Source organism: Nesterenkonia sp. YGD6 (genome assembly GCF_022565895.1).
Lineage (GTDB): Bacteria > Actinomycetota > Actinomycetes > Actinomycetales > Micrococcaceae > Nesterenkonia.
Genome location: NZ_JAJOYY010000001.1, coordinates 160,792 through 186,747, shown reverse-complemented (window position 1 = coordinate 186,747; position 25,956 = coordinate 160,792). Strand labels below are relative to the sequence as shown.

27 protein-coding genes and 1 other RNA gene are annotated in these 25,956 nt (G+C 67.2%); 19 read left to right on the top strand and 9 right to left on the bottom strand.

The features are described from left to right. Positions 1 to 137: 137 nt before the first annotated feature. The 6 genes from LTI14_RS00855 (at position 138) to LTI14_RS00830 (ending at position 4,755) form a co-directional block, all read left to right on the top strand. Positions 138 to 503, top strand: a complete 366-nt coding sequence (locus LTI14_RS00855) for a LysM peptidoglycan-binding domain-containing protein (protein ID WP_241464247.1) — start codon at positions 138 to 140, stop codon at positions 501 to 503. A 52-nt stretch (positions 504 to 555) separates the two neighbouring features. Beyond that, positions 556 to 1,695, top strand: a complete 1,140-nt coding sequence (locus LTI14_RS00850; protein ID WP_241464248.1) for a histidinol-phosphate transaminase — start codon at positions 556 to 558, stop codon at positions 1,693 to 1,695. Positions 1,696 to 1,733: 38 nt separating this feature from the next. Then, entirely contained in the window at positions 1,734 to 2,351 is a 618-nt protein-coding gene (gene hisB / locus LTI14_RS00845; protein WP_106123307.1) for an imidazoleglycerol-phosphate dehydratase HisB, read from the top strand. Next, on the top strand, positions 2,348 to 2,989 hold the full coding sequence (hisH, locus tag LTI14_RS00840) for an imidazole glycerol phosphate synthase subunit HisH (protein ID WP_241469999.1): 642 nt from the start codon (positions 2,348 to 2,350) through the stop codon (positions 2,987 to 2,989). The genes hisB and hisH overlap by 4 nt, the downstream gene beginning before the upstream one ends. 99 nt (positions 2,990 to 3,088) lie before the next feature. Further along, positions 3,089 to 3,850 carry a bifunctional 1-(5-phosphoribosyl)-5-((5-phosphoribosylamino)methylideneamino)imidazole-4-carboxamide isomerase/phosphoribosylanthranilate isomerase PriA gene (gene priA / locus LTI14_RS00835; RefSeq protein WP_241469998.1) on the top strand — a complete coding sequence of 254 codons (762 nt, stop codon included), beginning with the start codon at positions 3,089 to 3,091 and terminating at the stop codon, positions 3,848 to 3,850. After that, the gene (locus LTI14_RS00830; RefSeq protein ID WP_241475298.1) at positions 3,847 to 4,755 is read left to right on the top strand and encodes an SseB family protein; all 909 of its coding nucleotides are present in this window, start codon (positions 3,847 to 3,849) and stop codon (positions 4,753 to 4,755) included. The genes priA and LTI14_RS00830 overlap by 4 nt, the downstream gene beginning before the upstream one ends. Positions 4,756 to 4,782: 27 nt before the next feature. Here LTI14_RS00830 and LTI14_RS00825 read toward each other — a convergent pair whose 3' ends face one another. The 3 genes from LTI14_RS00825 to LTI14_RS00815 all read right to left on the bottom strand — a co-directional run bounded on the left by LTI14_RS00825 (position 4,783) and on the right by LTI14_RS00815 (position 6,680). Continuing rightward, positions 4,783 to 5,364 carry a MarR family winged helix-turn-helix transcriptional regulator gene (locus tag LTI14_RS00825; protein WP_241475296.1) on the bottom strand — a complete coding sequence of 194 codons (582 nt, stop codon included), beginning with the start codon at positions 5,362 to 5,364 and terminating at the stop codon, positions 4,783 to 4,785. Positions 5,365 to 5,419: 55 nt separating this feature from the next. Beyond that, positions 5,420 to 6,097, bottom strand: a complete 678-nt coding sequence (locus tag LTI14_RS00820) for a PepSY domain-containing protein (RefSeq protein WP_241475294.1) — start codon at positions 6,095 to 6,097, stop codon at positions 5,420 to 5,422. A gap of 172 nt (positions 6,098 to 6,269) precedes the next feature. Beyond that, the gene (locus LTI14_RS00815; RefSeq protein WP_241475292.1) at positions 6,270 to 6,680 is read right to left on the bottom strand and encodes a multicopper oxidase domain-containing protein; all 411 of its coding nucleotides are present in this window, start codon (positions 6,678 to 6,680) and stop codon (positions 6,270 to 6,272) included. 39 nt (positions 6,681 to 6,719) lie between these two features. Here LTI14_RS00815 and LTI14_RS00810 point away from each other — a divergent pair, with 39 nt between their 5' ends. After that, positions 6,720 to 7,883 carry a sensor histidine kinase gene (locus LTI14_RS00810; RefSeq protein ID WP_241464256.1) on the top strand — a complete coding sequence of 388 codons (1,164 nt, stop codon included), beginning with the start codon at positions 6,720 to 6,722 and terminating at the stop codon, positions 7,881 to 7,883. A gap of 309 nt (positions 7,884 to 8,192) precedes the next feature. On the opposite strand, the gene LTI14_RS13180 is transcribed toward LTI14_RS00810, so the two are convergent. Then, on the bottom strand, positions 8,193 to 12,176 hold the full coding sequence (locus LTI14_RS13180; RefSeq protein WP_241475284.1) for an FtsK/SpoIIIE domain-containing protein: 3,984 nt from the start codon (positions 12,174 to 12,176) through the stop codon (positions 8,193 to 8,195). A gap of 230 nt (positions 12,177 to 12,406) precedes the next feature. On the opposite strand from LTI14_RS13180, the gene LTI14_RS00800 reads away from it, so the two are divergent. The 12 genes from LTI14_RS00800 to smpB all read left to right on the top strand — a co-directional run bounded on the left by LTI14_RS00800 (position 12,407) and on the right by smpB (position 22,789). Continuing rightward, positions 12,407 to 13,633, top strand: coding sequence for a CpaF family protein (locus LTI14_RS00800; protein ID WP_241475276.1), 1,227 nt, complete (start codon positions 12,407 to 12,409; stop codon positions 13,631 to 13,633). Further along, entirely contained in the window at positions 13,630 to 14,490 is an 861-nt protein-coding gene (locus tag LTI14_RS00795; protein ID WP_241464259.1) for a type II secretion system F family protein, read from the top strand. The genes LTI14_RS00800 and LTI14_RS00795 overlap by 4 nt, the downstream gene beginning before the upstream one ends. Continuing rightward, entirely contained in the window at positions 14,487 to 15,431 is a 945-nt protein-coding gene (locus LTI14_RS00790; protein ID WP_241475274.1) for a type II secretion system F family protein, read from the top strand. The genes LTI14_RS00795 and LTI14_RS00790 overlap by 4 nt, the downstream gene beginning before the upstream one ends. 45 nt (positions 15,432 to 15,476) lie before the next feature. After that, positions 15,477 to 15,671 carry a hypothetical protein gene (locus LTI14_RS00785; protein WP_241464262.1) on the top strand — a complete coding sequence of 65 codons (195 nt, stop codon included), beginning with the start codon at positions 15,477 to 15,479 and terminating at the stop codon, positions 15,669 to 15,671. Then, positions 15,655 to 16,080: a TadE/TadG family type IV pilus assembly protein gene (locus LTI14_RS00780; RefSeq protein ID WP_342357714.1), complete on the top strand. Its 426-nt coding sequence runs from the start codon at positions 15,655 to 15,657 to the stop codon at positions 16,078 to 16,080. Before LTI14_RS00785 ends, LTI14_RS00780 begins: the two co-directional genes overlap by 17 nt. Then, positions 16,067 to 16,537: a hypothetical protein gene (locus tag LTI14_RS00775; RefSeq protein WP_241464264.1), complete on the top strand. Its 471-nt coding sequence runs from the start codon at positions 16,067 to 16,069 to the stop codon at positions 16,535 to 16,537. The genes LTI14_RS00780 and LTI14_RS00775 overlap by 14 nt, the downstream gene beginning before the upstream one ends. 1 nt (position 16,538) lies before the next feature. Then, positions 16,539 to 17,033 carry a pilus assembly protein TadG-related protein gene (locus LTI14_RS00770; protein WP_241475271.1) on the top strand — a complete coding sequence of 165 codons (495 nt, stop codon included), beginning with the start codon at positions 16,539 to 16,541 and terminating at the stop codon, positions 17,031 to 17,033. Between the two features lie 81 nt (positions 17,034 to 17,114). Further along, a complete protein-coding gene (locus tag LTI14_RS00765) occupies positions 17,115 to 18,038 on the top strand; it encodes a hypothetical protein (RefSeq protein WP_241475269.1) in 924 nt (307 codons plus the stop codon). A gap of 138 nt (positions 18,039 to 18,176) precedes the next feature. Continuing rightward, positions 18,177 to 19,292, top strand: coding sequence for a peptide chain release factor 2 (gene prfB, locus LTI14_RS00760; protein WP_241464267.1), 1,116 nt, complete (start codon positions 18,177 to 18,179; stop codon positions 19,290 to 19,292). A 3-nt stretch (positions 19,293 to 19,295) separates the two neighbouring features. Next, on the top strand, positions 19,296 to 21,302 hold the full coding sequence (gene ftsE, locus LTI14_RS00755; protein WP_241475267.1) for a cell division ATP-binding protein FtsE: 2,007 nt from the start codon (positions 19,296 to 19,298) through the stop codon (positions 21,300 to 21,302). Next, entirely contained in the window at positions 21,299 to 22,216 is a 918-nt protein-coding gene (gene ftsX, locus LTI14_RS00750; protein WP_241464269.1) for a permease-like cell division protein FtsX, read from the top strand. Before ftsE ends, ftsX begins: the two co-directional genes overlap by 4 nt. A 69-nt stretch (positions 22,217 to 22,285) precedes the next feature. Next, positions 22,286 to 22,789 carry an SsrA-binding protein SmpB gene (gene smpB / locus LTI14_RS00745; protein WP_241464270.1) on the top strand — a complete coding sequence of 168 codons (504 nt, stop codon included), beginning with the start codon at positions 22,286 to 22,288 and terminating at the stop codon, positions 22,787 to 22,789. 56 nt (positions 22,790 to 22,845) lie between these two features. Here smpB and LTI14_RS00740 read toward each other — a convergent pair whose 3' ends face one another. The 5 genes from LTI14_RS00740 to LTI14_RS00720 all read right to left on the bottom strand — a co-directional run bounded on the left by LTI14_RS00740 (position 22,846) and on the right by LTI14_RS00720 (position 25,956). Further along, positions 22,846 to 23,235, bottom strand: coding sequence for a DUF6480 family protein (locus LTI14_RS00740; RefSeq protein ID WP_241475265.1), 390 nt, complete (start codon positions 23,233 to 23,235; stop codon positions 22,846 to 22,848). A gap of 87 nt (positions 23,236 to 23,322) precedes the next feature. Further along, positions 23,323 to 24,420, bottom strand: coding sequence for an aldo/keto reductase (locus LTI14_RS00735; RefSeq protein ID WP_241475263.1), 1,098 nt, complete (start codon positions 24,418 to 24,420; stop codon positions 23,323 to 23,325). 165 nt (positions 24,421 to 24,585) lie between these two features. Further along, positions 24,586 to 24,958: a transfer-messenger RNA gene (ssrA, locus tag LTI14_RS00730) on the bottom strand. A gap of 64 nt (positions 24,959 to 25,022) precedes the next feature. Next, positions 25,023 to 25,427 (bottom strand): fluoride efflux transporter FluC, encoded by a 405-nt coding sequence (locus LTI14_RS00725; protein ID WP_241464282.1) that lies wholly within the window; start codon positions 25,425 to 25,427, stop codon positions 25,023 to 25,025. Next, positions 25,417 to 25,956 carry a CrcB family protein gene (locus LTI14_RS00720; RefSeq protein WP_241464283.1) on the bottom strand — a complete coding sequence of 180 codons (540 nt, stop codon included), beginning with the start codon at positions 25,954 to 25,956 and terminating at the stop codon, positions 25,417 to 25,419. Before LTI14_RS00720 ends, LTI14_RS00725 begins: the two co-directional genes overlap by 11 nt.

Sequence of the window (25,956 nt, the reverse complement as noted above, 5' to 3'; positions counted from 1 at the left end):
TCGAAGATCACTTCGAACTTGGCGCTCAGGTTACTCGAAATCGTAGAGAGATTCCATTGATTCTGCGGCGAGTCTGGTCAAGATTCGAAACTATGTGCTAGAAATAGTACACACGTTCGAATGAGAGGTTCTTCCCCATGAGTACAGCACCGCTTGCACTTGCACCTGTTGACTCCGCACCGGCTCCGGCAGTGCACCTCACTCGCCGCGGTCGCTTCCTCCTGTTGGGCCTGCCCGCGTTGGCAGTCCTGGCGGTCGCACTGTTGGGTGCGCTCATGCTGGCCACCTCGCTGCTGAACCAGGCGCAGGCCTCCTCGGGCGACGTCCCAGGCGTGGACGCACAGGTGGTCACGGTCGGCGCGGGGGACACGCTGTGGAGCGTCGCGGCCTCCGTGGACTCCGAGGAGCACGCCCAGGTCCTCATCGGGCAGATCGCTGAGCTCAACGGTCTCAACGGCTCCGAGCTCACCCCGGGCCAGGAACTGTTCGTCCCAAGAGACTGAGCAGACCGCGGGAAGCTGAAGTCGGTGCGCATCACCCGGCTAGAATGTCCCGGTGACTTCATCCCGTGCCAGGAACCTGTCCCGACTGCCGCTGCGCGAGGAGCTCCAGGGTCAAGAACCCTACGGAGCCCCGCAGCTGAGCGTGAAGGCGATGCTCAATGTCAACGAGACCACCTATGACGTTCCGGCCGATGTGGTCGATGCCATCGGCAAAGAGGTCCGCGCCGCGGCCGCCCAGCTCAATCGCTACCCGGACCGCGAGTTCTCGGTCCTGCGACAGAAGCTCGCCGAATACCTGAACCGAGACCTCGCCTCCGAGGGAGAGCCGGCCGAGCTGACGGCCGAGCACATCTGGGCCGCCAACGGCTCCAACGAGATCATGCAGCACATCCTGCAGGCCTTCGCCGGCCCGGGCCGCTCGGTGCTCTCCTTCCCGCCGACCTACTCGATGTACCCGCTCTACGCCCGCGGCACCTACAGCGAGTACATCGCCGGGACCCGCGCGGCTGACTTCACCCAGACCCCTGACGACGTCGCCGCGCAGATCCGTGAGCACCGTCCCCACGTGGTGATCCTGTGTTCGCCGAACAACCCCACCGGCACCGCACTCTCGCTGGAGACCGTGGAGGCCGCCTATGCCGCCGCCGAGGAATCTCAGACCATGGTCGTGGTGGACGAGGCCTACGGCGAGTTCCGCCAGTCCGGAACCGGCTCGGCGCTGGCGCTGCTGCCCGGGCGGGAACGGCTGATCGTCTCGCGCACCATGAGCAAGGCCTTCGCGCTGGCGGGTGGCCGACTGGGCTACCTGGCCGCGGCCCCCGAGGTCACCGACGCCATGCGACTGGTGCGGCTGCCGTACCACCTCTCCGCGGTGACGCAGGCGACCGCCGTCGCCGCCCTGGACCACTCGAGAACCCTGATGGCCAATGTGGAACGGATCAAGGAACAGCGCGACAGGATCGTCACCGCGCTGGAGCAGATGGGTCTGCACCCGGCGCCGTCGGACGCCAACTTCGTCTTCTTCGGCGGCCTCACCGACGAGAAGGCCGCCTGGCAGCACCTGCTCGAGGACGGGATCCTGATCCGAGACGTCGGCATCCCCGGGCATCTGCGCGTGACCGCCGGCACCGAGGAGGAGACCGGCGACTTCCTGGCCTCGCTGCAGCGATTCATCACCAGCACCACCGCGTAGACTGAAGCGTTGGCGTACCCCACCACCAAGCAGGAGTTATGGGAGCAGAATTGATCTCCGGGCGCATCGCCCAGATGGAACGTGTCACCAGCGAGTCCAGCGTCAAGGTCCGGATGGACCTCGACGGGACCGGCACCTCGAACATCAGCACCGGTGTGCCGTTCTATGACCACATGCTCACCGCACTGTCCCGGCACTCCCTCATCGACCTCGACGTCGAAGCCTCCGGCGACACCCACATCGACGTGCACCACACGGTCGAGGACACCGCCATCGTGCTCGGCGAGGTCTTGCGCGTCGCCCTGGGAGACAAGCGGGGCATCCGACGATTCGGCAATGCCACCATCCCGCTGGATGAGGCGCTCGCCCAGGCCGTGGTCGATGTCTCCGGCAGGCCCTACCTGGTCCACTCCGGGGAGCCCGAGGGTCAGCAGTACCACCTCATCGGTGGGCACTTCACCGGTTCCATGACCCGCCATGTCTTCGAGGCGATCACGTACCACTCCGGGATCTGCCTGCACATGACCCTGCTCGGCGGACGCGACCCGCACCACATCGCCGAGGCCCAGTTCAAGGCCTTCGCCCGCGCGCTGCGCGAAGCAGTGGAGTCCGACCCGCGCACCGACGAGATCCCCTCCACCAAGGGTGCCCTGTGACCGGCAAGCCCGACGTCGTCGTCCTGGACTACGGCTCCGGCAACACCCACTCCGCGGTCCGTGCGCTTGAGCGCGCCGGCGCGGACGTGATTCTGACCAAAGACACCGACGCGGTGCTCAACGCCTCCGGGCTGGTGGTGCCCGGTGTGGGCGCCTTCGCGGCGGTGATGGCTGCGCTGCGTGAGATCGACGGACCCCGCTGGATCGGCCGCCGGATCGCCGGGTCCCGCCCGGTGCTCGGCATCTGCGTCGGGCATCAGGTGATGTTCGACCGCGGAGTCGAACACGGCATTCCCGCCGAAGGCCTGGGGGAGTGGCCCGGTGAGGTCACAGCCCTGCCCGAAGATGCCGTGGTCCCGCATATGGGCTGGAACACCGTGCGTCCGCCCGAGGACAGCGTGCTCTTCGACGGGCTCAGGGATGAGCGGTTCTACTTCGTGCACTCCTACGCCGTGCAGTCCTGGGACTTCGATCAGTCCATCGAGACCATGAACCCACCGAAGGTCACCTGGAGCCACCACGGCGCCGACTTCATCGCCGCGGTGGAGAACGGTCCGCTCTCGGCCACCCAGTTCCACCCGGAGAAGTCCGGTGACGCGGGGATGCAGCTGCTGCGCAACTGGATCCTGAGCCTCTGACCGCTGTCCTTCGGCGTGACCTGAGGGTCCGCCGCCCGAGAACCTGACCCACCCAGCCAGACATTCCGACCAGCCGTACATCCAGCCGAAAGTAGATCCATGACTGAGCCCTCCGCGCCCACTGCCACCGTTCCCGCCCTGGAGCTGCTGCCCGCCGTCGACGTGGCCGACGGCCAGGCCGTGCGACTGGTCCAGGGAGAGGCCGGATCTGAGACCGGCTACGGGGATCCGCTGGAAGCTGCCCTGAACTGGCAGCAGCAGGGCGCCGAGTGGATCCACCTGGTGGACCTCGACGCCGCCTTCGGCCGCGGCGACAACCGCGACATCATGGCCCGCGTGGTCAAGGAGCTCGGTGTGAAGATCGAACTCTCCGGCGGCATCCGCGACGACGAATCCCTGGACCGGGCCCTGGAGCTCGGCGCCACCCGCGTCAACCTCGGCACCGCCGCACTGGAAGACCCGGAGTGGACCGCCCGCGCCATCGAACGCCACGGCGACGCCATCGCCGTGGGCCTGGATGTGCGCGGAGAGACCCTCGCCGCCCGCGGCTGGACCCGCGAGGGCGGCAACATCTGGGAGGTGCTGCAGCGCCTCGAAGACGCCGGCTGCCCCCGCTACGTGGTCACCGATGTCACCAAGGACGGCACCCTGCGCGGCCCCAACACCGAGCTGCTCGCCCAGGTCTGCGCCAAGACGAAGAAGCCTGTGGTCGCCTCCGGCGGCATCTCCTCCCTGGAGGACGTCGCGGCCCTGGCCAAGATGGTCTCCCTCGGGGTCGAGGGCGCCATCATGGGCAAGGCCCTCTACGCCGGGAAGTTCGAGTTCCCCGAGGCGCTGAAGGTGGCCGCAGCCTCCGCATGAACCAGGACTCCGCCCCCAGCAGGGACCTGCCCGGTCATATCGCTGCCCTGCTGCAGCGTGCACCCCGGGACGCCGAGGGCCGCCCCGCGGACTCCGCCGGGATCCCCTGGGCGGACCGCGACCTCTCCGGCGACGGCAACCCGCTGCACACCTTCGACGGCGACGACGGCCTCGCCGCCGCCGCGGTCCGGTCCGCCCGGGAGCAGCTGCTCGCCGGCGAGCTCGATGAGGCGGGATTCGTCAACGCCCTGGCCGGGCAGCGGCTCTTCGTCCCGGTGCTCGCCGAGCTGGCCGAGGAGGCCGCGCCCGCCCCGGGCAGCTCGACCGAACCGGGCCCTGGCGGCGCGCCGGTGGGAGACAAGCAGGCCGACATCACCTTGATCAGTGTCACCAGCCGCGATGGACGCCAGACGATGCCGGTGTTCACCTCCGTGCAGGCACTCACCGCCTGGCACGACAAGGCCCGGCCGGTGGCGGCCGAGACCGAACGGATCATGCTCGCGGCCCTGGCCGAGGGCGCCGAGCTCGCGGTGCTGGACCCCGGAGCGGAGCTGACCTTCGTGCTGCGCCGCCCCGCGGTGGAGGCGCTGGCGCAGGCCACCCGATGGGTGCCCTCGTATCAGGACCCCGAGCTGGCCGAGTCGCTGGCGGGGATCCTGGATCTGTGCCCCGGAGTCGCCCAGCTGCAGCTGCAGCCCGGCGACGGCGTGGCGACCCGCACCGAGGCAGGAGATGCGGTGGTGGGCGGCGGCAGCGGACCGGAGCTGAGCATCGGCGTCGTGCTGGCGCCCGGAGCCGATGAGGTGGATGCCCGGCTGGCGCTGGCCAGCGTGCAGGCGGCCCTGTCGGAGTTTGAGATGCTGCGCCATCGGGCGGACTCGGTGCAGCTGAAACTGGTCCGCTGAGCGGAGGTCGTCGCTCAGACTCTGGGCTCAGGCCCGGTCTGCCGCAGCGACGGTGTCCTTGATCTGCTCGCAGATCTGCCGCAGCGTGTCGGCCTCGGCGTCATCCAGCGCGGGGTGGAAGAGCTGCTTGATATGCGTGGCGTGCAGCCGGGAGGCCTGCTCGAAGACGCGATGCCCCTCTTCGGTGAGCTGGGCGGTCATGCCGCGCCGGTCCTCGGCGTCGGCGAAGCGATCGATCAGACCGCGCTTCTGCAGCGACTTGACCTGGTAGGAGAGTCGGGAGGGGGAGAAGACCATGCCCTCGGCGAGTTCTCCCATGCGCAGCTGGTTGTCCTCGGCCTCGGCCAGGAGCAGCATCAGGTTGTAATCGGTGAGCCGCAGCCCGGTGCTGGAGTGCAGCCGCTTCTCCATGCGATCGCTGATGATCGCGGAGGTCTCGAAGAAGGACCGCCAAGCCCGAGCCTTGGGAGAGAAGCCGGTGAGGTCGTGACGGCCGCGTTGATCATCGACCGTGCCTGCCTCGACGGCGTCCCGGGAGGCGTCGCCGACGGGCTCCTGCGCGGTCTGGTTCACGTTGTCACTGGTGGTGTCGCTGTGGCTGGCCGTCACGACCTCACCTCTTCCCTGCCCTAGTCGGCTGATTCTCAAGTCAGCCCATTCTATGTCAGCTGTCCACGTTGACGACCTCGCCGGTGGCCACATCCACATAGACCTCGGTGCCGTTGTCCAGGTCGATCTCCCAGACCACCGCGCCGTTGTCGTCGTCGAGATCGGCCTCGGCGGCAACGCCGTCGCCCTCCTGAGCGGCGGTGCGCAGCGCCTCAGCGAAGTCGATCTCCACCGACTCCGACTTGCGCTGGTCATCGGAGTCCACGTCGTCCTCCTCCGCATCGATGATCTCGAGGCTGTCACGGTCCACTTCGAGCTCCCACTCGACCTCGCCGTCGTAGATCGTGAACTCGTAGTAGAAGCCTTCGGTGTCGAAGTCCAGCACGATCGCATCCGGGTATTCGGCCATGACGGCGTCTACGGCGTCATAGGGCTCCTGCGGACCATCGCCGTCCGAGGTCTCGTCCGTCTGTTGCGTATCCGCATCCTCCGGATCAGCTGCAGCATCCTCATCCGCATCGGTCCCCGCCGCGTCCTCCTCGGCTGTGGAGCCCTCCGTCGTGTCCTCGGTCCCGGTGTCGGCGGTCTCAGCGGTCTCGGTCTGCGCAGTGTCTGCGTCCTCGGCGGGATCCTCTGCGCCGAGTTCATCACTGGCGCAGGCGCTCAGCGCCAGTGTCGAGATGGCGGCCATCGAGAGAAAAGCGTTGCGTGTGCTCATGCGGGTGTGGGACATCGGATCTCCTTCCACAAGCGGCTATGGGCTGACTCCCAGAGAGGCGGTGCGACTGGCCTCCAGCCTCCTGGGATGCTGCGTGCAGCAGGGCCTTGCTGCATCCTTGGAGAATAGTTGCCCGCGCTGATCTGCGTCTACCTTGGATCCAGGCCAGACGCTGAGCGGATGGGGCTCAATGTTCGTGCTGACTCCTTGAGGGACTCCCGGGACGACTCTTCGACCGATTTCCGGACTGCTGCCCCGGTTCGACGACGACGAACTGGCCGATCATGCCCAGATCCTCGTGACACAGCAGGTGAGAGTGGAGCATCTGGGCCAGATCCGGGTTGGTGTGGTCGGTGGGGTTGGTGAAGCGCAGCGCGCTCCGAGTGGTGGTGTTCGGCGCTGCGTCGACCGTGTCCTTCCAACCGGCGAGTTCTGGGCCTGGTGCGCGGCTGGCGATGTCGACCACATGGAACTCGACGTCGTGGCCGTGGAGGTTGCGCGGGAGGTTGCCTGAGTTCGAGACCTCCCAGACCTCCGGGACCTCCCAGACCTCCGTGGTGTCGACCTCCACGACCTCATCGATACGTTCCAGGTCCATCGCCAGACCATTGATGAGCCAGGTGGCTAAACTGGGAAGGTGCCTTTCACCTTCTGGCGCGGCATTCCTCTGGACCTCGCGGCTGCAGCACTGGTCACCGTGGTCATGATCATCGCCGCCTCGGAGTCAGCAGATCAGCCGGCTCGGCAGGTCGATGCGGCGGTGGTCGCGATCCTCCTGTTCACCGGGGCCTGGACCGCTATTGCGCGACGAGCCCCGCGGGCCGCCCTGATCGGCGCCAGCGTCAGCTTCTACGCCGCCGTCAGCGTCGGCATTCCCGACTTCTCGCCAGCCCTGGCCATCGGCGTGCCGGTCTTGATCGCCGCGTGGAAGGGGCACCTCTGGTGGGCGCTCGCGGTCCTCGCGCTGACCGGTCTCATCAGCGTGCCCTACCGGCTCAGCGGTCCCGAGGCGGAGCCGCTGGGTCAGGTGGCGCTGAGCACGCTCTTCGACATCTCGCTGCTGGGGGTGTTGCTGCTGTTGGGGGAGGCGCTGCGCAGCCGGCGCACGATCCGTGAGGAGGCCTCCCTGCGACTGCTGCTGGCGGATCAGCAGCATCAGCGCCAGCTCACCGAGGAGCGACTGCGTGCCGCTCGTGAACTCCACGATGTCCTGGCCCACACGGTGGCCGTGGTGGGCATCCAGGCAAGCGTGGCGGCGGAGACCATCGACAGCGACCCGGAGACCGCGAAACAGGCCGTGGCGAGGGTCCGTACCGCCAGTCAGGAAGCCACCGTGGATCTGCGCAGCACCATCGCGGTGCTGCGCGAAGACGGCACCGGGGCCGCGCAAGAGTCCGCACTCGCAGAACATCAGCTCGCTGAGCTCATCGACGCCGTCAGGACCTCGGGACTGGACGTCTCGTTGACCGTCCACGGGGACCTCTCCACGGTCCGTCCCTCTGTGGAGCTGGTCATCTACCGGATCGTGCAGGAATCACTGACCAATGTGCTGCGCCACTCGACGGCGGAGAGCGTGGATGTCGGTCTGGACCTGCAGGCCGATGTGGTCAACGTGATCATCCGTGACCATGGCAGCCCGCGGGAGCCCACCCCGGTCCGGCCTGACCGGCACGGATCGGAGCTGCAGGGGATGGCCGAGCGGATCGCTGTGGCCGGGGGTCGGTTGGACTACGGACCAGCCGACGACGGAGAGCCCGGTTACCGCGTCCGGGCCCGGCTCCCCACCCGGGGTCCCCAGTGACGCTGCGGGTACTGCTCGTCGATGACCAGGAACTCGTCCACACCGGGCTGCGCCCTGGAGCTCGGACGCTTCGGCGATGAGATCGCAGGTGCGCTGTTCCTCAGCACAGCGGCGGTGAGGCCGACGTCAACCGTCCTTGGACAAGTGTGATGTCGGGACCGGGCGCAGCTGGTGGTGGTCGCCTACGAGTCGGGGCGGGTCCGACCGGGTGAGGCTGACGCGCCGGAGGGGCCCTTGCCATCGATCCTCCCAGTGGCCAAGCCGCCAAGTCTTGGGAGCCGCCCTGTCTCTCGGCAACCAGCGTGTGTCTCAGCGGTCGGCACAGGGTGTCCGCGGGTGCCTCCACCATTGGATGACCCGGGGCCCCTCGGATGCCGTCCACACTGCACGTCCCGGAATGAGTCTCGGCAGGATGGGAATGGAGCTTCCGAGGGCGTCCCCCTGCGAGCGGCTCAGCGGACTGAGCACGAAGTTCGCTGAGCCTCCACGTGCCCGGTAGGACCAGGGAAACTGACCGACGACGTTCAGGTTTGGCCGTGCCGTCGCCAGCACCTTTCCCCCAGAGTCCAGCCACGCCTCAATACTCTGGTGCTGCGCGGGGGTGCACCGGTCGGCGTCGTCGACCAGGAGCAGCCGGTGGGCCGCAGCCTCGGTGACCCCGTGCTCGCAGGTCTTGGAAAGATCGCCGAGAGTCCAACACCCCCGCTGGGCGGCGACCACGCGCAGGGCGTTGGTCTTCCCGGTCTGCGCGGTTCCGAGGATGAGCCCGACCTGCCAGGAGTCGTCCTCGAGCAGGGCGGGTGCGTGCGTGAACTGGCGCAGGCCCAACAGCAGCGCCTCCGAGCGGGGTTTCAACACAGGGAGGTCTATCGCTTCTGGCAGCGGGTGCACCCGGAGCATGGGACCGTTCGTCGATTCTTCACCGCCGATCACCTGGCTCCGAGGTTGCTGCACGCGGACGCCGGTCACAAGCTGGACGGTCAGGCCTGGGGGCGGAACATCGGCCGTGACGAGGACTCCGCGCCCGAGCAGGCGATCTGTGACGCGCAGCTTCGGCCACAGCAGCCGCACGTCCTCGGAGACGCCGTAGGGGAGGTAGATCCTGGACGGGAGCCGCGAACCCAGCTTCCCCAGGGCGAGCTCGCGGCCTCCTGCGACCACCGCGCTGACACCGAAGCCGGCTCCCTCACCGATGAGGACGCCCAGGTCATGCTCCAAGCCTCCAAGGCCGAGCAGGTGACTCAACCCATGCCACTGCGGGTGCCCAGAGACGATGAGGACCACCGGGATGCGCTCCTGAGGCGGGGCGGTGCGCCGTCGGACCACCAGGCGGTGAAGCTCGCTGACCAGGTGTTGAGCCTCCTGAGGGTGTTCCGTGGTGACCCAGGACCCGACTCGTGGGTGACTCCGGAACTGTTCCAAGGAGTGGTCGCCGTCCAGGAGGTACACGTGGACCTCTGCGGGGAGCTCCAGGAGCTGGTGGACCAGTGACACCAAGGCTGCGGTGCCGCCAGACCCGGTCTCGCCCAGCAGGGCGGTGCCCAGACCCTCGTTCAGGTTGAGGCGAAGCGGACGCTGCGCCTGCCGGGCGGGATCGTCGATGAGGCCGAGGAGGACCTCGTGGGCCTGGGGTGGCGCTCGCAGGATCTCGGGCAGCGGAGGGCAAAGCGGAGTGTGGGGTCTGCTAATCCGCTGCCGGCGCATATGCGCCCCCAGCGTCTCGACCAGGTGCGGAGTGGTCTCTCGCCACCCGGCCGCCGGCGGCATCGGGGACCTTTCCGGACGTGCCCGGAGCTTCGCCGAACGGTCCAGCAGCTGCACCGCATGAAACGCCACCGCTGGTTCTCCTGGGCGTTGGATGATTGCTCGGCCCGGCAGGTGCCGAGGGATATGTGCGGGCGCTGTGGTTCCCACCAGTTCGCGTGCCTCGTCATCGCTGCGCAGACGCAGACAGATCGTGGTTCCGATGTTGGCCCGGATCTCTGCTGTGACCACTCCCTGTGGGCGCTGGGTCGCGAGGATCAGATGGAGTCCCAGCGATCGACCCAGGGTGGCAAGGCGCATCAGTTCACCCATCGCTGCCGGAAGCTCCTGCGTGAAGATCCGGAACTCATCGAAGACCACCAGGATCCGAGCCAGCGGCCGGTCGGGCTGTGCTCGTCGGAAATCTGCGTAGTCGGTGGCCCCGGACTCCAGGAAGAGCCGTTCCCGCCGGGTGAGCTCAGATCGGACGCCTTCCAGCGCGCGATCGGCCTGTGCCTGTGTGAGGTCCGTGACCAGACCCACCGTGTGCTCCAGTCGCGCCAGGTGTTGGAAGCTCGACCCGCCCTTGAAGTCGAAGAGCAGGAAGTTCAGCTCGCGGGGACTGTATCTGGCCGCCCAGCCGAGCAGCATCGACTTCAGAAGCTCGGATTTACCCGCTCCAGTCGTTCCTGCCAGCAGGATATGGGGACCGTCCTCCACCAGGTCCAGAAGCTCCGCGTCGGCGGCCCCACGGCCGAGCAGCGTCTCCAGCCGCAGGTGGGCGCTGCGCGTCATCAGGGGGTCGGGCAGGGCCGCGGTGAACTGCGCGGGGACCTCGGGAGTCGTCGCCGTCCTTGAGATCCGCGCGAGCCCCAGCCTGAGGTGTTCGTGGAGCGTCCGTCGCGACAGTCCGTCAGGAACCAGCTCTGTTGCGACCCGCAGCGCGGCTCCTGACTCGATCCGGTGGATCGCGCCCGATTCGAGGTTCACCTGCCAGCCATCGGCTGCCGGGGGAAGCCCCTGCTCCTCCGGTGGCTTCCCCGGCAGTGTTTGGAGGGCAGGGGACCCGGCCGGGGAGATGACGTGCCACCCGGCGTGCAGCGCTGCCCGAATGTGTGCGGGGTCCAGCGAAACAGGGGTGATCAGCACCGGTGCCGATGAGATAGGGGGCCTGGCCTGTCTGAGCTGCAGCGCGGCGGGGAGACTGCGCCGCTGCACGACGCTCACGTGGGGATAGTCGCGCAGCTCCGTGATGTCGAGAAGCTCACCTGACCGGGATCCGCCGCTCTCCTCGGGACCTGCTGCGAGCATGACTTCGGGAGTTGTTCGGCAATGGTGGGTCAGCTGCGCGAGAATCCAACGTAGGACGCTGAGCTGGTCTCGAGGTGGGCCCGAGAGTGCGGTGTGTTCAGACGCGCGAAGTGTCAGCGCCGCCGCTGTGCAGACCGAGAGTTCCGGCAGGTCAACCGGCGGTCCAGTATCACCCGGGCAGTCCAGATCAGCATCGATTCTCGCCTCACCCACTGTCACGACGACGCCCTCGGCGTCCGTGGGGGTGAGCGAGCTCCGCGGGTGAGCCCGCGCTCGCAGGGCTCTGATGGAGCGTCCTGGTGGGGTCAGCAGGTCTCTGCGCTGCCGGGCCCATGCGGTGGCGGCCGCGCGAACGGCACGGCGGAAGCGCTGGCGCTGCCGGTGCGCGACGACGAGTGTGACCACAGCAAGGAGTGCAGAGGCGGCGCTGAACATCAGGAAGATCCACATTCCGGTGACGAGCACCAGCACGATCCCGACGATCAGCGGGGCCAAGGACATGAGCAGCGTCGTGCGGTGGCGTCCGGACGGTGGCTGTTCCGCGACGCTTGCGCGTGGCAGGGGCCAGATCGCTGCGGGGGCAGCCGCCGGCGCGTTCTGGACCAGCTCCACGCGCGACCCGCCGACGGAGACCGGGACATCGATGGCGAGCAGCTGTGAAGCTGTCCCTGAGCGAGTCAGCTTCACCTGTGTCGCACTGACATGGATCGAAGCATGCACGGGCTCCAGACGAGGGTCATTGATCCGGATGTCTGCGGTGCCGCGATGCGCAGTGCCCCGCCCCAGCCGGTGGACACCTCGCGGGACCTTCACCATCCATCCGGAGTCCGGCCCGGCGCTGATGCACAGTCGCAGCGGTGACGGGTCCGACCTGGTTCGCTGCGCCGCATGGGCTCGGGGATGCAGCACCACGACCATTCCGTGATGGATCGAAGAGGAGTCCGCGGCGTGGTCCTTCAACGGCGTATGGTCCAGGACTGCGACCCAGGCGGGTCCGACTGGGCCGGCCAGGACCCCAGTGCGGGAAGAACAGTCGCTCCGGAAGCTCTGGACCCATGCGGACAGCGCTTCATCGATCTGCGCCCCCGAGGGGATGGCGGTGCCGTCGAGGACGATCCTCAGCTCGTGGACGTGCGCACCGCCCGCTGCGAGACGCATCAGGGTCCACAAGGACTCAGGAACGGACCCTGGCGCGTGGACGACTGTGAAGGCCAGGGTCATCGGTGCTGCCGTGGTCACGCGTGTCCCTCCTGATCCTCGGGTGCCGAGACGTCCGCGAGAGCGCTTCGCGGCGTCCGCTTTCCCTGAGGTTATGCCCCCACGATTCGGCGGCCGCGGGCAGATGGCGAGCTGTGGAGAACCTGTGATCATCGCCTATTTTCCACAGGGTTTGAACAATCGCTGGTCAGTCACTGCGTAGCTGGCTATCGTGATCTCACCACACTGGAATCAGGGACGAGGCCGAGCCTGTGGATGCTTTGACGATCGTTGAAGATGAGGTGCGGGAACAGATCCGACACCGCGGGCTCGACCCTGCAGAGAATCCGCGCGGCGTTCGAGAGCTGGTCGAGGCCGCCGTCGTCGAGTACGACCGGCGGTCGATGGTGACCGCGTTGCCGCTGATCGGCCCCGTGGAGCAGGCGGTCAAGCATGTCGTCGATGCCGTCGCCGGCTTCGGGGAGCTTCAGCCGCTTCTTGATGACGCCTCGGTGGAGGAGGTCTGGGTCAACGGACCCAGCGCCGTGTTCGTGGCTCGCGCGGGCCGTTCCGAACTCACCTCGATCACGTTGAGTGAATCCCGCATCCGGGACCTCGTGGAACGGATGCTCAAGAGTTCAGGACGTCGACTTGACCTGTCCTCACCGTTTGTCGACGCGACGCTGCCCGATGGGTCCCGTCTCCACGTCGTGATTCCGGACATCACCCGACGCCACTGGGCCGTCAATATCCGCAAGTTCATTGCGCGAGCCCATACGCTCGACGACCTGGTCCGCAACGGCTCCCTGACCGCAGCGGCCGCGGAGTTCCTGGCCGGGTGTGTGGACAGCGGAATGAACATCCTGGTGTCAGGCTCGACCCAGTCCGGAAAGACGACGCTGTTGAATTGCCTCTCGGCTGCGATCGGTCCGCGAGAGCGGGTCGTCACGGTGGAGGAGATCTTCGAGCTGCAGCTGCCGCTTCGCGATGTGGTCGGACTGCAGTGTCGCCAGTCCAACCTCGAGGGGGAGGGAGAGATCCCGCTCCGGCGGCTGGTGAAAGAGGCGCTGCGAATGCGCCCTGACCGGCTCATCGTCGGGGAGGTCCGGGAAGCCGAGAGCTTAGACATGCTCATCGCTCTGAACGCAGGGCTTCCTGGGATGGCGACCGTGCATGCCAACAGCGCCCAAGACGCTGTCACCAAGATCTGCACCCTTCCGCTGCTGGCCGGTGAGAACATCTCGCGCAGCTTCATCCTGCCCACCGTCGCCTCCTGCTTCGACCTGGTCGTCCATTGCGTGCGCGAGCGGGACGGCAGCCGCCACGTAGGGCAGATCCTGGCCGTGGGGAGCCGGGTCGAGGCCGACACCATCGAGACGACCATGCTCTTCGACGCGCCGGAGGGTGAGCTGGAGGTCACGGAGTCTGCAGTCTTCGATCTGCCGAAGCTCTCACCGCAGCACCAGATCCGACTGGCCAGGACGGGGATGCTGGGATGAGTCTGCTGCTGGGATTGGGGCTCGGATTCGGACTGCTGCTGATCTACGCGTCCTTCTGGCCGCGTCCCTCCACCGCGGGTCGTCCCAACCGACCGCGTCGGCGGAGGCTGCGCAAACTTCTCGATGAGGCCGGGCACCCCAGAATCCCGGTCACGGGGGTCCTCACCGCAGTCCTGGTCTGCGCCGTCGCAGCGTTTCTGGTCGTCCTGGTGCTCACCGCTGCGGTCCCGGTGGCGCTGTGTTTCGCGTTCTTCGCCGGGATGGTCCCGGTCCTGGCGCTGCGCTGGCAGGCCGGGAAGCGTCGCGCACTGCTGCGACACATCTGGCCTGATGCGGTGGATCATCTGCGCTCGGCGGTCAGGTCGGGGATGTCGCTGCCTGAGGGGCTGATTCAACTCGGCACCTCAGGTCCAGAGCCGCTGCGTGAACCGTTTGTGGAGTTCGCCAAGGACTACCGCGCGGGACAGACCCTCGGTGTCGCGCTGGAGAGGCTGAAGCTGCGTCTCGCCGATCCGGTGGGGGACCGGATCGTGGCGGCGCTCCTGATCACTCGCGAGGTGGGTGGTTCTGACCTGGGCCGGCTGTTGAGCACCTTGGCGGAGTTCCTGCGCGAGAACGCCAGGACGCGAAGCGAACTTGAAGCGCGGCAATCCTGGACGGTCAACGCCGCCAAGCTCGCGGTAGCCGCTCCTTGGATCGTGGTTCTGCTGCTCTCGTTGCAGCGGGATGCCGCCGAGGCATACCGAGGCGCCACCGGCATGCTTGTGCTTGGTGCCGGACTCCTCGTGTCCCTGGTGTGCTATCGACTCATGCTGCGCATCGGCGCTTTGCCGCGGGAAGTACGGGTGCTGGCGTGAATGAGGCGGTCATCGGATGGGCGATGATCTGTGGGCTGGTCCTGGGACTTGGCCTGGTCATCATCCTGCGAGCGCTGCCGGTGAACAATCAGCCCAGCTTCTCAGCACGGGTGGCTCCCTACCTGCGTTCCACGGACTCGCGGTTCGCCCTCTCCGATTCTGGTGCCGAGCACACCATGCCCCTGGGAGTACTGGCGAAGATCCTCACCCCGGTGCTGCACCAGGCGGCACGCCAATTCGATCGGTTCAGTCTCGACACCCAACAGCTTGGTCACCGGTTGGGACAGGCGAACTCACGACTCGGTCCTAATGACTACCGCCTTCAGCAGCTCGGCCTCGGAGTCCTCGGCGCCCTGCTGGGAACCGGGCTCAGTCTGCTCGGCGTCTGGGCAGGCAGCCTCAACGGGTTCTCCGCCGCGGTCATCGTGCTCGGGCTTGCAGGATTGGGCGTGGCCCTGCGTGACAACCTGCTCACCAGCCAGATTCGGCGCCGACAGGCGCGCATGCTCACAGAGTTTCCCACCATCGCAGAGATGATCGCGTTGGCGGTCAGCGCCGGTGAGGGGGCTCCCGGTGCGTTCTCCCGCGTGGGAAGGCTGGCGCGCGGAGATCTGGCCCTCGAGCTGACCCGGGTGCTGCACCAGACCCAAGCCGGCACCAGCTTCTCGACAGCGTTGAAACAGATGTCCACCCGGGTGGGGTCGGCGCCGATCTCCCGGTTCCTCGAGGGCATCATCGTGGCGATGGAGCGCGGCACGCCCCTGGCCGAGGTCATGCACGCCCAGGCCCAGGACGTCCGCGAACTCGCTCGTCGCGAACTGATCGAAACGGCGGGGAAGAAGGAGATCGGGATGCTGGTGCCGCTGGTGTTCGGCGTGCTGCCGCTGACGGTGCTCTTCGCGATCTACCCGGGTCTCTCGTTGCTGGAGATCGGCATCTGAACCACTGCTCACAACACAACCACACCACCGGAGAAGGGGAAGAACATGCCGCACACGGAAAGACTCGTCCACCAGGCGGCCTGCGCCGCGGTCTGTTTGAAAGAGGAGGAGCGCGGTGATGTGCCGGGCTGGGTGATGATCACCTTGATGAGCGCCGTGCTGGTGGCCGGGCTGCTCGCGATCGCTCAGCCAGCCCTGCAGGGACTGTTCAACGATGCCATCAATCAGGTCTCGCGCTGACCCGCACCGGGCCCATCGATTCGCGCGCATCCGGTCGCCGGGGAAGGACAGGGGTGCCGCCACCGCTGAATTCACCATGGTCTCCGCGCTCCTGGTCCTGCTGAGCTTCGCGATCCTCCAGCTGACCCTCATGGTGCACGTGCGCAACACCCTGATCGACGCGGCGTCCACGGGGGCTCGCTTCGGCGTGCTGGAGGACCGCACCGCCGGGGACGGGGTCCAGCGCACCCGGACTCTGATCGAGTCCTCGATCTCCTCCCGATACGCCCAGGACGTGGGCTATGAGTACCTGGCCCAACCGGAGGGCCAGACCCTTCAGATCACGGTCCAGGCTCAGGTCCCGGTATTGGGGCTGTTTCCGGGGGTCGGCAGCCTCGAGGTGACGGGCAGCGCGTATGACTTTGACTGAGCGGCTGACTGAGCGGCTGACCCAGCGGCTGCGGCAGGGCCAGGATGAGTCAGGTTCCACACTGGTCGAATTCATCATGCTCGCCGTGCTGGTGCTGATTCCGGTCATCTATCTCATCCTCGGCGTCGCGACCGTCCAGGCCGCGGCCTACGCGAGCCTTGGCGCTTCCGATCAGGCTGCCCGGATGTACGTCCTCGGAGGGGAGGACCTCGGCGCGGGGGAACGGGCAGCACGAAGCCAGGCTGCGGCGTCGGCGGCGCTCGCCGACTTCGGGATCAGCACCGAGCAGGCGGAGATCACCATGTCCTGCCCCAAGGGTGGCTGCGAGGATGACGGCGATGTGGTCGCCTTCACCGTGGAAGTCCGGGTACCGGTGCCGCTGATCCCGGACCTCGGTGGCTGGCGCTCCACCTTGGTCACCGTCTCCTCCACCTCAGCGCAGGTCCAGGCGGGTTGAGATGCACGCGACACGGACCCTGCTCCCGACTCGGCTCCCGCAGAGAGGCGCGACCAAGGCGGCGCTGCGGCGGCTGCAGACTGAGGACGCGGGACAGTCCAGCGTCCTGATCCTGGGGATGCTGCTGGTGGTGCTGCTGCTCGTCGCCGTGATGGCAGGCGCGACGGCGGTCAATCTGGAGGCGCGCAAGCTGCTCTCCGCCGCCGATGGTGCCGCCTCGGCCGCCGCCCAGGCCGCAGAACAGGGCGCCTCCGGGCCGACCCCGCGGGTCAGCAGCGACCAGGTGCGCGCCCAGGCGCAGAACTACCTCACCGTCTCCGGCGCCCACGGCCGGTTCGATGACCTGGTCGTGTCGCGGACCTGGGTCACCGATGCGGGGGAGACGGCGCACGTGGAACTGGCCGCCGTCGTCGACCTGCCGATGGTCTCGGTGATCCTGCCGGCTCAGGTCCCGATCAGCGTGGAGTCCCACGCTCGAGTGAGCCTCAACCGATGAGCGGCACACTCTTCCCGCCGGGGTCAGCAGGCGCGACGATAGTCCTCTCCGACGAATCAACTCCGGGCAGGGGCCCCTGACATGGACACCACATTGACCGAGCGGTATGTCACCGCCGCCACCAGACACCTGGCTCCGAAGGTGCGCGAGGAATCCCGGACCGACCTGGAGCAGTCCATCGCCGAGGCGATCGCCAGCCGGGTCAGCATGGGAGAGGAACCGGCTGCGGCCGAACGCGCCACGCTGATCGACCTGGGTGACCCAGCCGTCCTGGCCGCCGGCTACTCGCACCAGCCGCTGCACCTGATCGGACCGCCCTACTACCTGACCTGGTGGCGCCTGCTCAGGAAGCTGCTCGCGATCGTACCGATCTGTGCGGCCGGCGGCGTCGCGCTCGGACAGACCCTCGACGGCGCCGATATCGGCGAGATCCTCAGCGCCTCGATCACCGTGGGACTCTCACTGATCGTGCATCTCTGCTTCTGGGTCACCCTGGTCTTCTTCATCATCGAGCGATCCGGTGTCGAGATCGACGCCGGCTGGGACCCCGACGAACTCCCCGTGCCGGGGGCGGACAGCGCGAAATCCGAGCTCATCGCCACCCTCGTCTTCCTCGGGCTGGCCGCCGGTGCTGTGCTGTGGGACCGATTCGGCGGCTCCATGCGGGTCGACGGCGAGACCATGCCGATCCTCAACACCGCCCTCTGGCCGTGGCTGCTGGTGCTGATCGGGCTGCACGCGGTCTTCGCGGTGGTCCTTCAGCGGCGTGGCCGGTGGGATGCGGGTCTCGCGGTCGCCAACACCGTGCTCGCGGTGGTGTTCGTGAGTCTGATCCTGAACCTGCTGGTGCGCGGGGCCCTGGTGAGCCCGGAGTTCCTCGACTCCGGGGTGTTCGAAGCCGAGACGCTGCGCATCCTGGGGATCCTGCTCGGCTTCGGGGTCGTCGCGCTCTGGGGATGGTCCATCCTCGACGGCTGGCTCAAGCGCCGCCGAGATGCCCGCTGAGACCTGGCCCGACGCCGGGTCCCTCTGCCCGGCACCTTCGCGTCAGTCCCTTCCTCGATGGGGTGAAGATCAGCGCGAGCATGCCCCCGGGTGAGTCTCAACCGGTGAATCCCCAGACGACGGTACTGTAGTGCTGTTATGGCTGAGACAGATTTCCCCACCGCACTTCGTGACCTGCGCAATACGCTGCGCCGTATCACGGAGGTCACCGACGTTGAAAAGCTCAAGGCGCAGGTCGTCGAGCTCAGTGATATGGCCGTCGCGCCGGACCTCTGGGACGACCAGGCCAACGCGCAGAGGGTCACCTCTCAGCTGAGTCACCGACAGACCGAGCTGGAGCGCCTTGAGCGGCTCGAGACCCGGATCGACGACGTCGAGATGATGGTCGAGATGGCCAAGGAGGAGGGCGACGACGAGGTCCTCGACGACGCCGTCCGTGAGGTCGCCTCCATCCACAAGGCGCTGGAGTCCCTGGAGATCACGACCCTGCTGTCCGGGGAGTACGACGAGTACGACGCCGTGATGACCATCCGCTCCGGAGCCGGCGGCGTGGACGCCGCGGACTTCGCCGAGATGCTTCTGCGCATGTACACCCGCTGGGCCGAGCGCCGCGGCTGGAACGTCAAGGTGCTCGACACCTCCTACGCCGAGGAGGCCGGACTGAAGTCCGCGACCATCGAGATCAACGCGCCCTACGCGTTCGGCACCCTTTCGGTCGAGGCCGGCACCCACCGGCTGGTCCGGATCAGCCCCTTCGACAACCAGGGCCGCCGACAGACCTCCTTCGCCGCGGTCGAGATCATCCCGCTGCTCGAAGGCACCGAGAGCATCGACATCGACGAGAACGACCTCAAGATCGACGTCTTCCGCTCCTCCGGGCCCGGCGGACAGTCGGTGAACACCACCGACTCGGCCGTGCGCATCACCCACCTTCCCACCGGCACCGTGGTCTCGATGCAGAACGAGAAGTCCCAGATCCAGAACCGCGCCGCCGCGATGCGCGTGCTGCAGTCCCGGCTGCTGGTGCTGAAGAAGGCCGAGGAGTCCGCCGAGAAGAAGGCGCTCGCCGGAGACATCAAGGCCTCCTGGGGCGACCAGATCCGCTCCTACGTGCTGCACCCGTACCAAATGGTCAAGGACCTGCGCACCGAGCACGAGGTCGGCAACACCCAGGCCGTCCTCGACGGAGACATCGACGGCTTCATCGACACCGGCATCCGCTGGCGCAACGAGACTGCGGCCGAGGACGACTGATTCATGATCCGATTCGAACAGGTCACCCGTCGTTACGAGGCAGACGGGCGACCGGCGCTCGATGACGTCACCGTGGAGTTCTACCGCGAAGACTTCGCCTTCCTGATCGGCGCCTCCGGCTCCGGCAAGTCCACCCTGCTGCGGATGATCCTGCGCGAGGGCCTGCCCCAGCGCGGCAAGGTCACCGTGGCCGGGCAGAACCTCGGGCTGATGCTCGACCGCCGGGTCCCTGATTTCCGACGCAGCATCGGCATGGTCTTCCAGGACTTCCGCCTGCTGCCGGACAAGACCGTGTTCGACAACGTCGCCTTCGCCATGCGGGTGTTGGGCGCCAAACGCAGCGCGATCCGCAAACGCGTCACCAAGGTCCTGGAGAAGGTCGACCTCGCTCACCTCGCGAAGCGCTACCCGCATGAGATCTCCGGAGGTGAGCAGCAGCGCGCCGCCATCGCCCGCGCCATCGTCAACGACCCCGCGATCCTGCTCGCCGACGAGCCCACCGGCAACCTCGACCCGCGCGCCTCCGCCGAGGTCATGAAGGTCCTGCGCTGGATCAACGCTTCCGGCACCACCGTCATCATGGCCACCCACGACCGCGCCATCGTCGACCAGGCCAACAGCCGGGTGGTGCAGCTGCACCACGGCCGGGTGGTCCGCGACGAGTCCCACGGCTCCTACGACCCGCCCGAAGGCTCCGAGGCCTGGGATGTGCTCGCCCAGGAGGAGGGCGAATCAGGGCTGCGCGCCCACGATCCGGCCCCGCTCAAGACCGGGATGGTTCCCGCCGTGGTCGGCAGCGACACCGGCACCGCGGAAGACCACTTGGCGGACAGTGACTTCGGTGACGGCGGCACCCAGGAACACGGCACCCAGGAACACGACACCCAGGAACACCACACTTGGGAGCCCGACGCGCAAGACCACCATTTCGTGGAATCGCGTGATGACGCCATCGATCACGTCGGTGATCACCCCCAGGACCAGGTGATGGCTCCAGGCGAGGACCCCTCCGTGCTCGCCTACGACGAAGATCCGGTGCTCCAGGAGACCGCCCCGGTGGCATACACCGATGAGCTCACCGAACTGGACCTCGACGACGACGCCCCCGCGGCTCCCGCGGGCGATGACAGCGAACAGGGCCTCCACGACGCGCCGATCAACGATGAGCCCGTCGCCCACGATCCCTTCGAGCACGAGCACGAGCACGAGCACGACTTCGACGGCGAGGGTTCCGCGCACGAAGAAGAGGCAGGCTTCAGGGTCACCTGGCCCGAGCATCTCCGCCACGACGCTCACGGCCATGACGTCCAGGAGCCCCACGGGGACTTCAACGGCACCGAGATGCCCGACCTCGAACAGGACGGCTACACCGAGACCGAGGACGATCTCGAGGACGATCTCGAGGACGATTTCGTGACGGAACCAGCGGACGAACCAGCGGGTTACGGTGCACGCGAGGATCAGACCGAACTTCGGGCTGATCATCAGGACGCACACGCACTTCAGTCGGTCGAGCCGACCCTGGAGGAACCGATCACGGGCGAGATTCCTGCCGCGACCGGGCCTTCCGTCGAGCCGCCCCGCGAACCTGACCAGCCCCGACCGCCGTCGGCCCCGATGTTCGACGGCGAGCCGCTCGCACCGCTGGCTCCGGCGACTCCGCCGCCCGCGCGGCCCCGGTTGTCCTGGCTGGCGCGCGCCGACGACGACGCCCCGCAGCCGCCCTCCGCCCAGCCGCCGGAACAGCAGTCACCGTCCCGGCCCGCCTTCACGCCCGACCCGGAACCCGACCCGGAACCCGAGCCGGAGCCAGAGGTCGGGCCCCAGTCAGAGCCAGAGCTGGAACGTGAACCGGAGCTGCCGCCCGAGCCCGAGGAGCCCAGCCCGGTGCCGCAGCCTGAGTCCTCGGCAGCTCAGTCCACCTACCCCGATGCGAGCAGGACAGCAGAACATCTCGGCCTGTCCCGCTCGCGCCGATCGATCATGCGCCGCCTGAGGAGGGACCGATGAACCGCCTCCTCTATATGCTCAGCGAGACCTTCAGCTCGCTGCGCCGCAATGTCGCCATGGTCGCCTCCGTCATCCTGGTCACCTTCATCTCGCTGACCTTCGTGGGCTCCGCCGCGCTGATGCAGACCCAGGTCAACCAGATGACCGACGACTTCTATGATCGCCTTGAGCTCTCGGTGTTCCTGTGCACCGAGAGCTCCCCGCAGTCAGCGTGTCCCACCGGTGCGGTGAGCACCGATCAGCGCGATTCCCTGGAACACACCCTCTCCGATGGTGCGGCCAGCCAGTACGTGGCCAGCTACCGCCACGAGACGCAGCAGGAAGCCCTGGACGACTTCCTGGACACCCGTGGGGAGAACTCGCGCACCGCGGCGCTGACCGCCTCCGACATGCCGGAGTCCTACCGAGTGCTGCTCCACGAGCCGGAGGAGTTCCCGGTGGTCACCGAGCTCTTCGGGTCTGCCCCCGGGGTGGAGTCCGTGGCGGATCAGCAGGAGGTCCTCGATCAGATCTTCGGCATCCTCAACGGGCTGACCATGGTCGCGCTGATCATCGCCGGGGTGATGATCGTCTGCGCGCTGCTGCTGGTGGCGACCACCATCAGGCTCTCCGCGTTCAGCCGTCGCCGCGAGACCGGGATCATGCGTCTGGTCGGCGCCTCCAAATCGATGATCCGGATGCCCTTCGTCTTCGAAGGCGTGATCGCTGCACTGATCGGCGGTCTGCTCGCCTGTGCGGCCACCTGGGTGGTCGCGGAGTTCGTGCTGGGACAGTGGATGGCCCAGCAGGTGCCGAGCATCCACTTCATCGACTCCGCCGAAGCCTGGATCATCATGCCGGGCCTTCTGGCGATCGCCGTGGTCCTGGCGATCATCGCCTCCTGGGTCACGGTGCGCCGATACCTGCGTGTATGATCGAAGGTCGGCTCTTCTGGCCACTGCAGAAGAACGCCGAGATCAGCGATCCAGCGCGGAGGTGACACGGTGGCGAAGAAGAAGGGCGCGAAGAAAGAGCGCGATCCCAACAACAGCATCGTGGCGACGAACCGTCGCGCGCGGCATGACTACGAGATCCTCGACAAGTACGAGGCCGGACTGGTGCTCACCGGCACCGAGGTGAAGTCGCTGCGCGAAGGCACCGCCAACCTCACCGACGGCTTCGGCGGCTTCTCCAGCGGCGGCGAGCTCTGGCTCGAACAGGTCACCATCCCCGAGTACCTCAACGGCACCTGGACCAATCATTCAGCCCGCCGGAAACGCAAGCTTCTGCTCCACCAGAAAGAGCTGGTGAAGATCTCCCGCCAGATCGAGGACCCGGGCCTGACCATCGTCCCGCTCTCGCTCTACTTCAAGGGCGGCCGGGCCAAGGTCGAGATCGGCATCGCCCGCGGCAAGCGCGAGTTCGACAAGCGGCAGACCCTCCGAGAGAAGCAGGACAACCGCGAGGCCCAGCGCGCCATGCGCTACCGGAACCTGCGGTCGTCCTGAGTCTCCGCTGAGCCGATCTCAACTGAGTCGTGCTCAGCCCTCGGTCCTCCCTTGGCTCAGTCGAGCAGTCCCGCGATGTAACCCACGAAGATCAGCAGCACCACGACGATGATCGCGATGATCGCCACGGTCATGACCAGGTTGGACTTCGGGGGCTTCGTCGGCGAAGCCTGCTTGGGTGAGGCGGTCGCGGAGTTCGAATCGGGCGGAGTATCGCCAGGCTGCACGCCGCCGCCGTCTTCCAGCCCCGGAGTCTCGGTCGGTTCGGGATCCAGCCCCGGGTTGCGCGCAGCCTCGTCGCGGTGATGCTCGCCGTGGGTGTGCTGATTCCCGCCGTCACGCTGGTGCGGGGGAGTGTCCAGCGGCTGGCCGCCGTTCACATCGGCGGAGCTGTGGCCCGCGCTGGGCCTCTTTGCCTCTTCAGGTCTGTTCTGTTCGGTAGTCATCTGACACCTCAATCTGTTGTGGTCGTCTGTCTCCACCATAGTCAGACCACCATCGGGCCCTGTCCGTGCGAGCTGAACGTCAGCTGACTACTCGCCGATCTTCTCGGCGATCTCCCGCTTGGTGGTCGCCATGATCGACACATCCGCGGCGCTCATGCGTTCGCTGGCCATATCGGCCTGGTGCCAGAACGGGTAGGCCAGGGTCGGCCGGCCGACGTCGTCGATGGCCTGAGAGTCCGCCGCGTCCAGGGAGACCTCAAAGGTGCCCAGCAGATCGTTCCACTGCTCCAGGCTGCGCGCGCCCACGGCCAGGTTGGTCACCCCGGGGCGCTCCAGCAGCCAGGCGAGCAGGACCTGCGGGATGGTGGCGTCGTTGCGCTGAGCGACCTCATCGAGCACATCGACGACGCTGTGGAGCTTCTCCCAGTCCGCCACGCGCATCTCGGAGCCATCCCCGTCGACCATGCGAGCACCTGACTCCGGGCGCTGGTCCCGGCGGTACTTGCCGCTGAGCAGCCCCATGCCCAGCGGGCTCCACGCCTGGGTGCCGATGCCCTGATCGATCCCGGCGGGGATCATCTCGTATTCGGCCTCGCGGGAGAACGGTGAGTAGTGGATCTGCTGCACCACAGGCTTGATGAAGCCGTTGACCTCACAGACCTTCAGCGCCTTCATCAGCTGCCAGGCGGTGTAGTTCGAGACCCCGTAGTACCGGATCTTGCCCGCGCGGACCAGCCCGTCCATGGTCTGCAGCGTCTCCTCCAGCGGGGTCTCGCCGTCCCAGTGGTGGAGGTAGAACAGGTCGATGTGATCACGGCCCAGCCGGTGCAGAGACGTCTCGACCTCCTTGAGCAGGTGCCAGCGGGAGGCGCCGCCGTCGTTGGGGCCGTCACCGACGACCATCCGGGCCTTGGTGGTGACCAGGAACTCGTCATAGCGGCCGCTGCGCGCCAGGGTCTGCCCCAGCACCTCCTCGGCGACACCGAGCGAGTAGAGGTTCGCGGTGTCCAGCAGGTTGACCCCTGCTTCGAGGGAGCGATCCAGCAGCACGGCGGCATCGTCGGGGCCCAGGCTGCCCATATGACCCATGCCGTTGGCGCCGCCGAAGGGCAGCGTTCCCAGCGCGAGCGGGGAGACCCGCAGGCCGCAGGTGGGGGAGAGCGGGCGGTAGAAGGGGATGCTCATCAGGCTCCTTCACGTAGATTTCGCACAGTCAACGAGACCTTCCGGATACTACTCCGACTCCCGAGGGGCGGGCTGAGCAACGCGGCCTTCCCGGGCCCTTCGAGCTGGGGCTTCCCGGCTTCAGGGCACAAAAAAGCCCGAGCAGGCTGAGCCTGCTCGGGCAATCTGTGGAGACGGCGGGAATCGAACCCGCGTCCGATCTGGATTCACATGGGCTTCTCCGGGTGCAGTCTGCTGATAGATTTTCTCGGCCCCAGCCGTCACGCAGACAGGCGGCTGACGGGCCCAGTCGTGTGAATTGTCGACCCAACTCCCCACGACGAGGAGTTGGAACCAGTGGCTATCTAGCTGATGCCAGGAGCTGGGTCGATAGCAGACCCAGGCTGACAGACTCGCGTCGCTGCTTAGGCAGCGAGGGCGAAGTCAGTGCGCTTAGTTTCGGCACTTATTGTTTTGCAGAGAGGTATTTACGAGGTCACTCTGCATCCTCGACCCGCTTCACCATGATCAACTCAGATCGTCGAAACCGATCGTCCCCATATTGTGTTGTCAACGAGGCTTATCAGCCCCTGCCTCTCGCCACGTGCTCGCGAGCTGACTTTTCAGTATAGCCCCGACATCCGGGACAGCGCAATCCCCAGCGCGGCGGCTGCGAACCCGCACCCCACGTGCGCCGTCCAGATCCCGACCGCCCGCAGTCGTCGACCCGACACCCAGGTCTGCGCCACCCGCACCGAGACGGTTGCGAAGGTGCTCAGCGCACCGAGGACCCCGAAGATCAGCACCGTGGACACCGGGCCGGGCAGCACGCCTTCGGGCTCAGCTGCGCCGTTCCCGCTCAGCCAGGTGAGTTCGCCGAGGAGATACCCCAGCAGGAAGCACCCGAGCGTGTTCGCCAGCAGCAGGCCCACGCGCAGGTATCGGTCCAGGAGGAAGCGCGCCACCGCGCCCACCGAGCCGCCGAGCGCGACGCCCAGCGCAATGGCGATGCTGAATTCAGGATTCATGGCGGCCCTCGCTGCTCACGCCGAGATCTGCGGAGGCGGCGCCGAGCTGGCCGAACAGCGCACGGCTGATGGTCAGTCCGGCCGCGGCAGCAGCGGTGCAGCCCAGGATGCTGATGATGAGGTAGGTGAGCATCTCCATCGCCCCCGGGCTGACATAGGTCACGGCCGCGAGTCCTTCATAGGCGGATCCGGGCATCGAGGGCATCACGGCGAGGATCACCGCAGAGAAGGTCGTGTAGGAGGCCAGCAGTCCGGTGCCGAAGGTCGGCACCACCCAGTCCGGGGTGCTCGGGCGGGCGCGTGCGACGCCGATGAGCAGGCCCAGCAGCCCTGATCCGCTGAGATTGATCACCAGCGTGGTCCACGGGAACTTCATCCCCTGCTCCGGGATCAGCTCTCCGACCAGAAGTCGCAGCAGCGCGCCACCGGCGCCGGCCAGCGCCACCAGGAGGATCAGCACCGTCAGCGAGGTCGCCTGCCGCTTCGGGCGTGGGCGCCTGCTGGAGGCACGCGGTTCGGGAGAAGACAC

Bases quoted from the DNA above. Each gene is read 5' to 3' on its own strand.
- LTI14_RS00855 (WP_241464247.1), top strand. From the start codon at position 138: ATGAGTACAGCACCGCTTGCACTTGCACCTGTTGACTCCGCACCGGCT.
- hisB (WP_106123307.1), top strand. From the start codon at position 1,734: ATGGGAGCAGAATTGATCTCCGGGCGCATCGCCCAGATGGAACGTGTC.
- priA (WP_241469998.1), top strand. From the start codon at position 3,089: ATGACTGAGCCCTCCGCGCCCACTGCCACCGTTCCCGCCCTGGAGCTG.
- LTI14_RS00830 (WP_241475298.1), top strand. From the start codon at position 3,847: ATGAACCAGGACTCCGCCCCCAGCAGGGACCTGCCCGGTCATATCGCT.
- LTI14_RS00820 (WP_241475294.1), bottom strand. From the start codon at position 6,097: ATGTCCCACACCCGCATGAGCACACGCAACGCTTTTCTCTCGATGGCC.
- LTI14_RS00815 (WP_241475292.1), bottom strand. From the start codon at position 6,680: ATGGACCTGGAACGTATCGATGAGGTCGTGGAGGTCGACACCACGGAG.
- LTI14_RS00795 (WP_241464259.1), top strand. From the start codon at position 13,630: ATGAGTCTGCTGCTGGGATTGGGGCTCGGATTCGGACTGCTGCTGATC.
- LTI14_RS00785 (WP_241464262.1), top strand. From the start codon at position 15,477: ATGCCGCACACGGAAAGACTCGTCCACCAGGCGGCCTGCGCCGCGGTC.
- LTI14_RS00775 (WP_241464264.1), top strand. From the start codon at position 16,067: ATGACTTTGACTGAGCGGCTGACTGAGCGGCTGACCCAGCGGCTGCGG.
- LTI14_RS00770 (WP_241475271.1), top strand. From the start codon at position 16,539: ATGCACGCGACACGGACCCTGCTCCCGACTCGGCTCCCGCAGAGAGGC.
- LTI14_RS00765 (WP_241475269.1), top strand. From the start codon at position 17,115: ATGGACACCACATTGACCGAGCGGTATGTCACCGCCGCCACCAGACAC.
- prfB (WP_241464267.1), top strand. From the start codon at position 18,177: ATGGCTGAGACAGATTTCCCCACCGCACTTCGTGACCTGCGCAATACG.
- ftsE (WP_241475267.1), top strand. From the start codon at position 19,296: ATGATCCGATTCGAACAGGTCACCCGTCGTTACGAGGCAGACGGGCGA.
- ftsX (WP_241464269.1), top strand. From the start codon at position 21,299: ATGAACCGCCTCCTCTATATGCTCAGCGAGACCTTCAGCTCGCTGCGC.
- LTI14_RS00740 (WP_241475265.1), bottom strand. From the start codon at position 23,235: ATGACTACCGAACAGAACAGACCTGAAGAGGCAAAGAGGCCCAGCGCG.
- LTI14_RS00735 (WP_241475263.1), bottom strand. From the start codon at position 24,420: ATGAGCATCCCCTTCTACCGCCCGCTCTCCCCCACCTGCGGCCTGCGG.
- LTI14_RS00725 (WP_241464282.1), bottom strand. From the start codon at position 25,427: ATGAATCCTGAATTCAGCATCGCCATTGCGCTGGGCGTCGCGCTCGGC.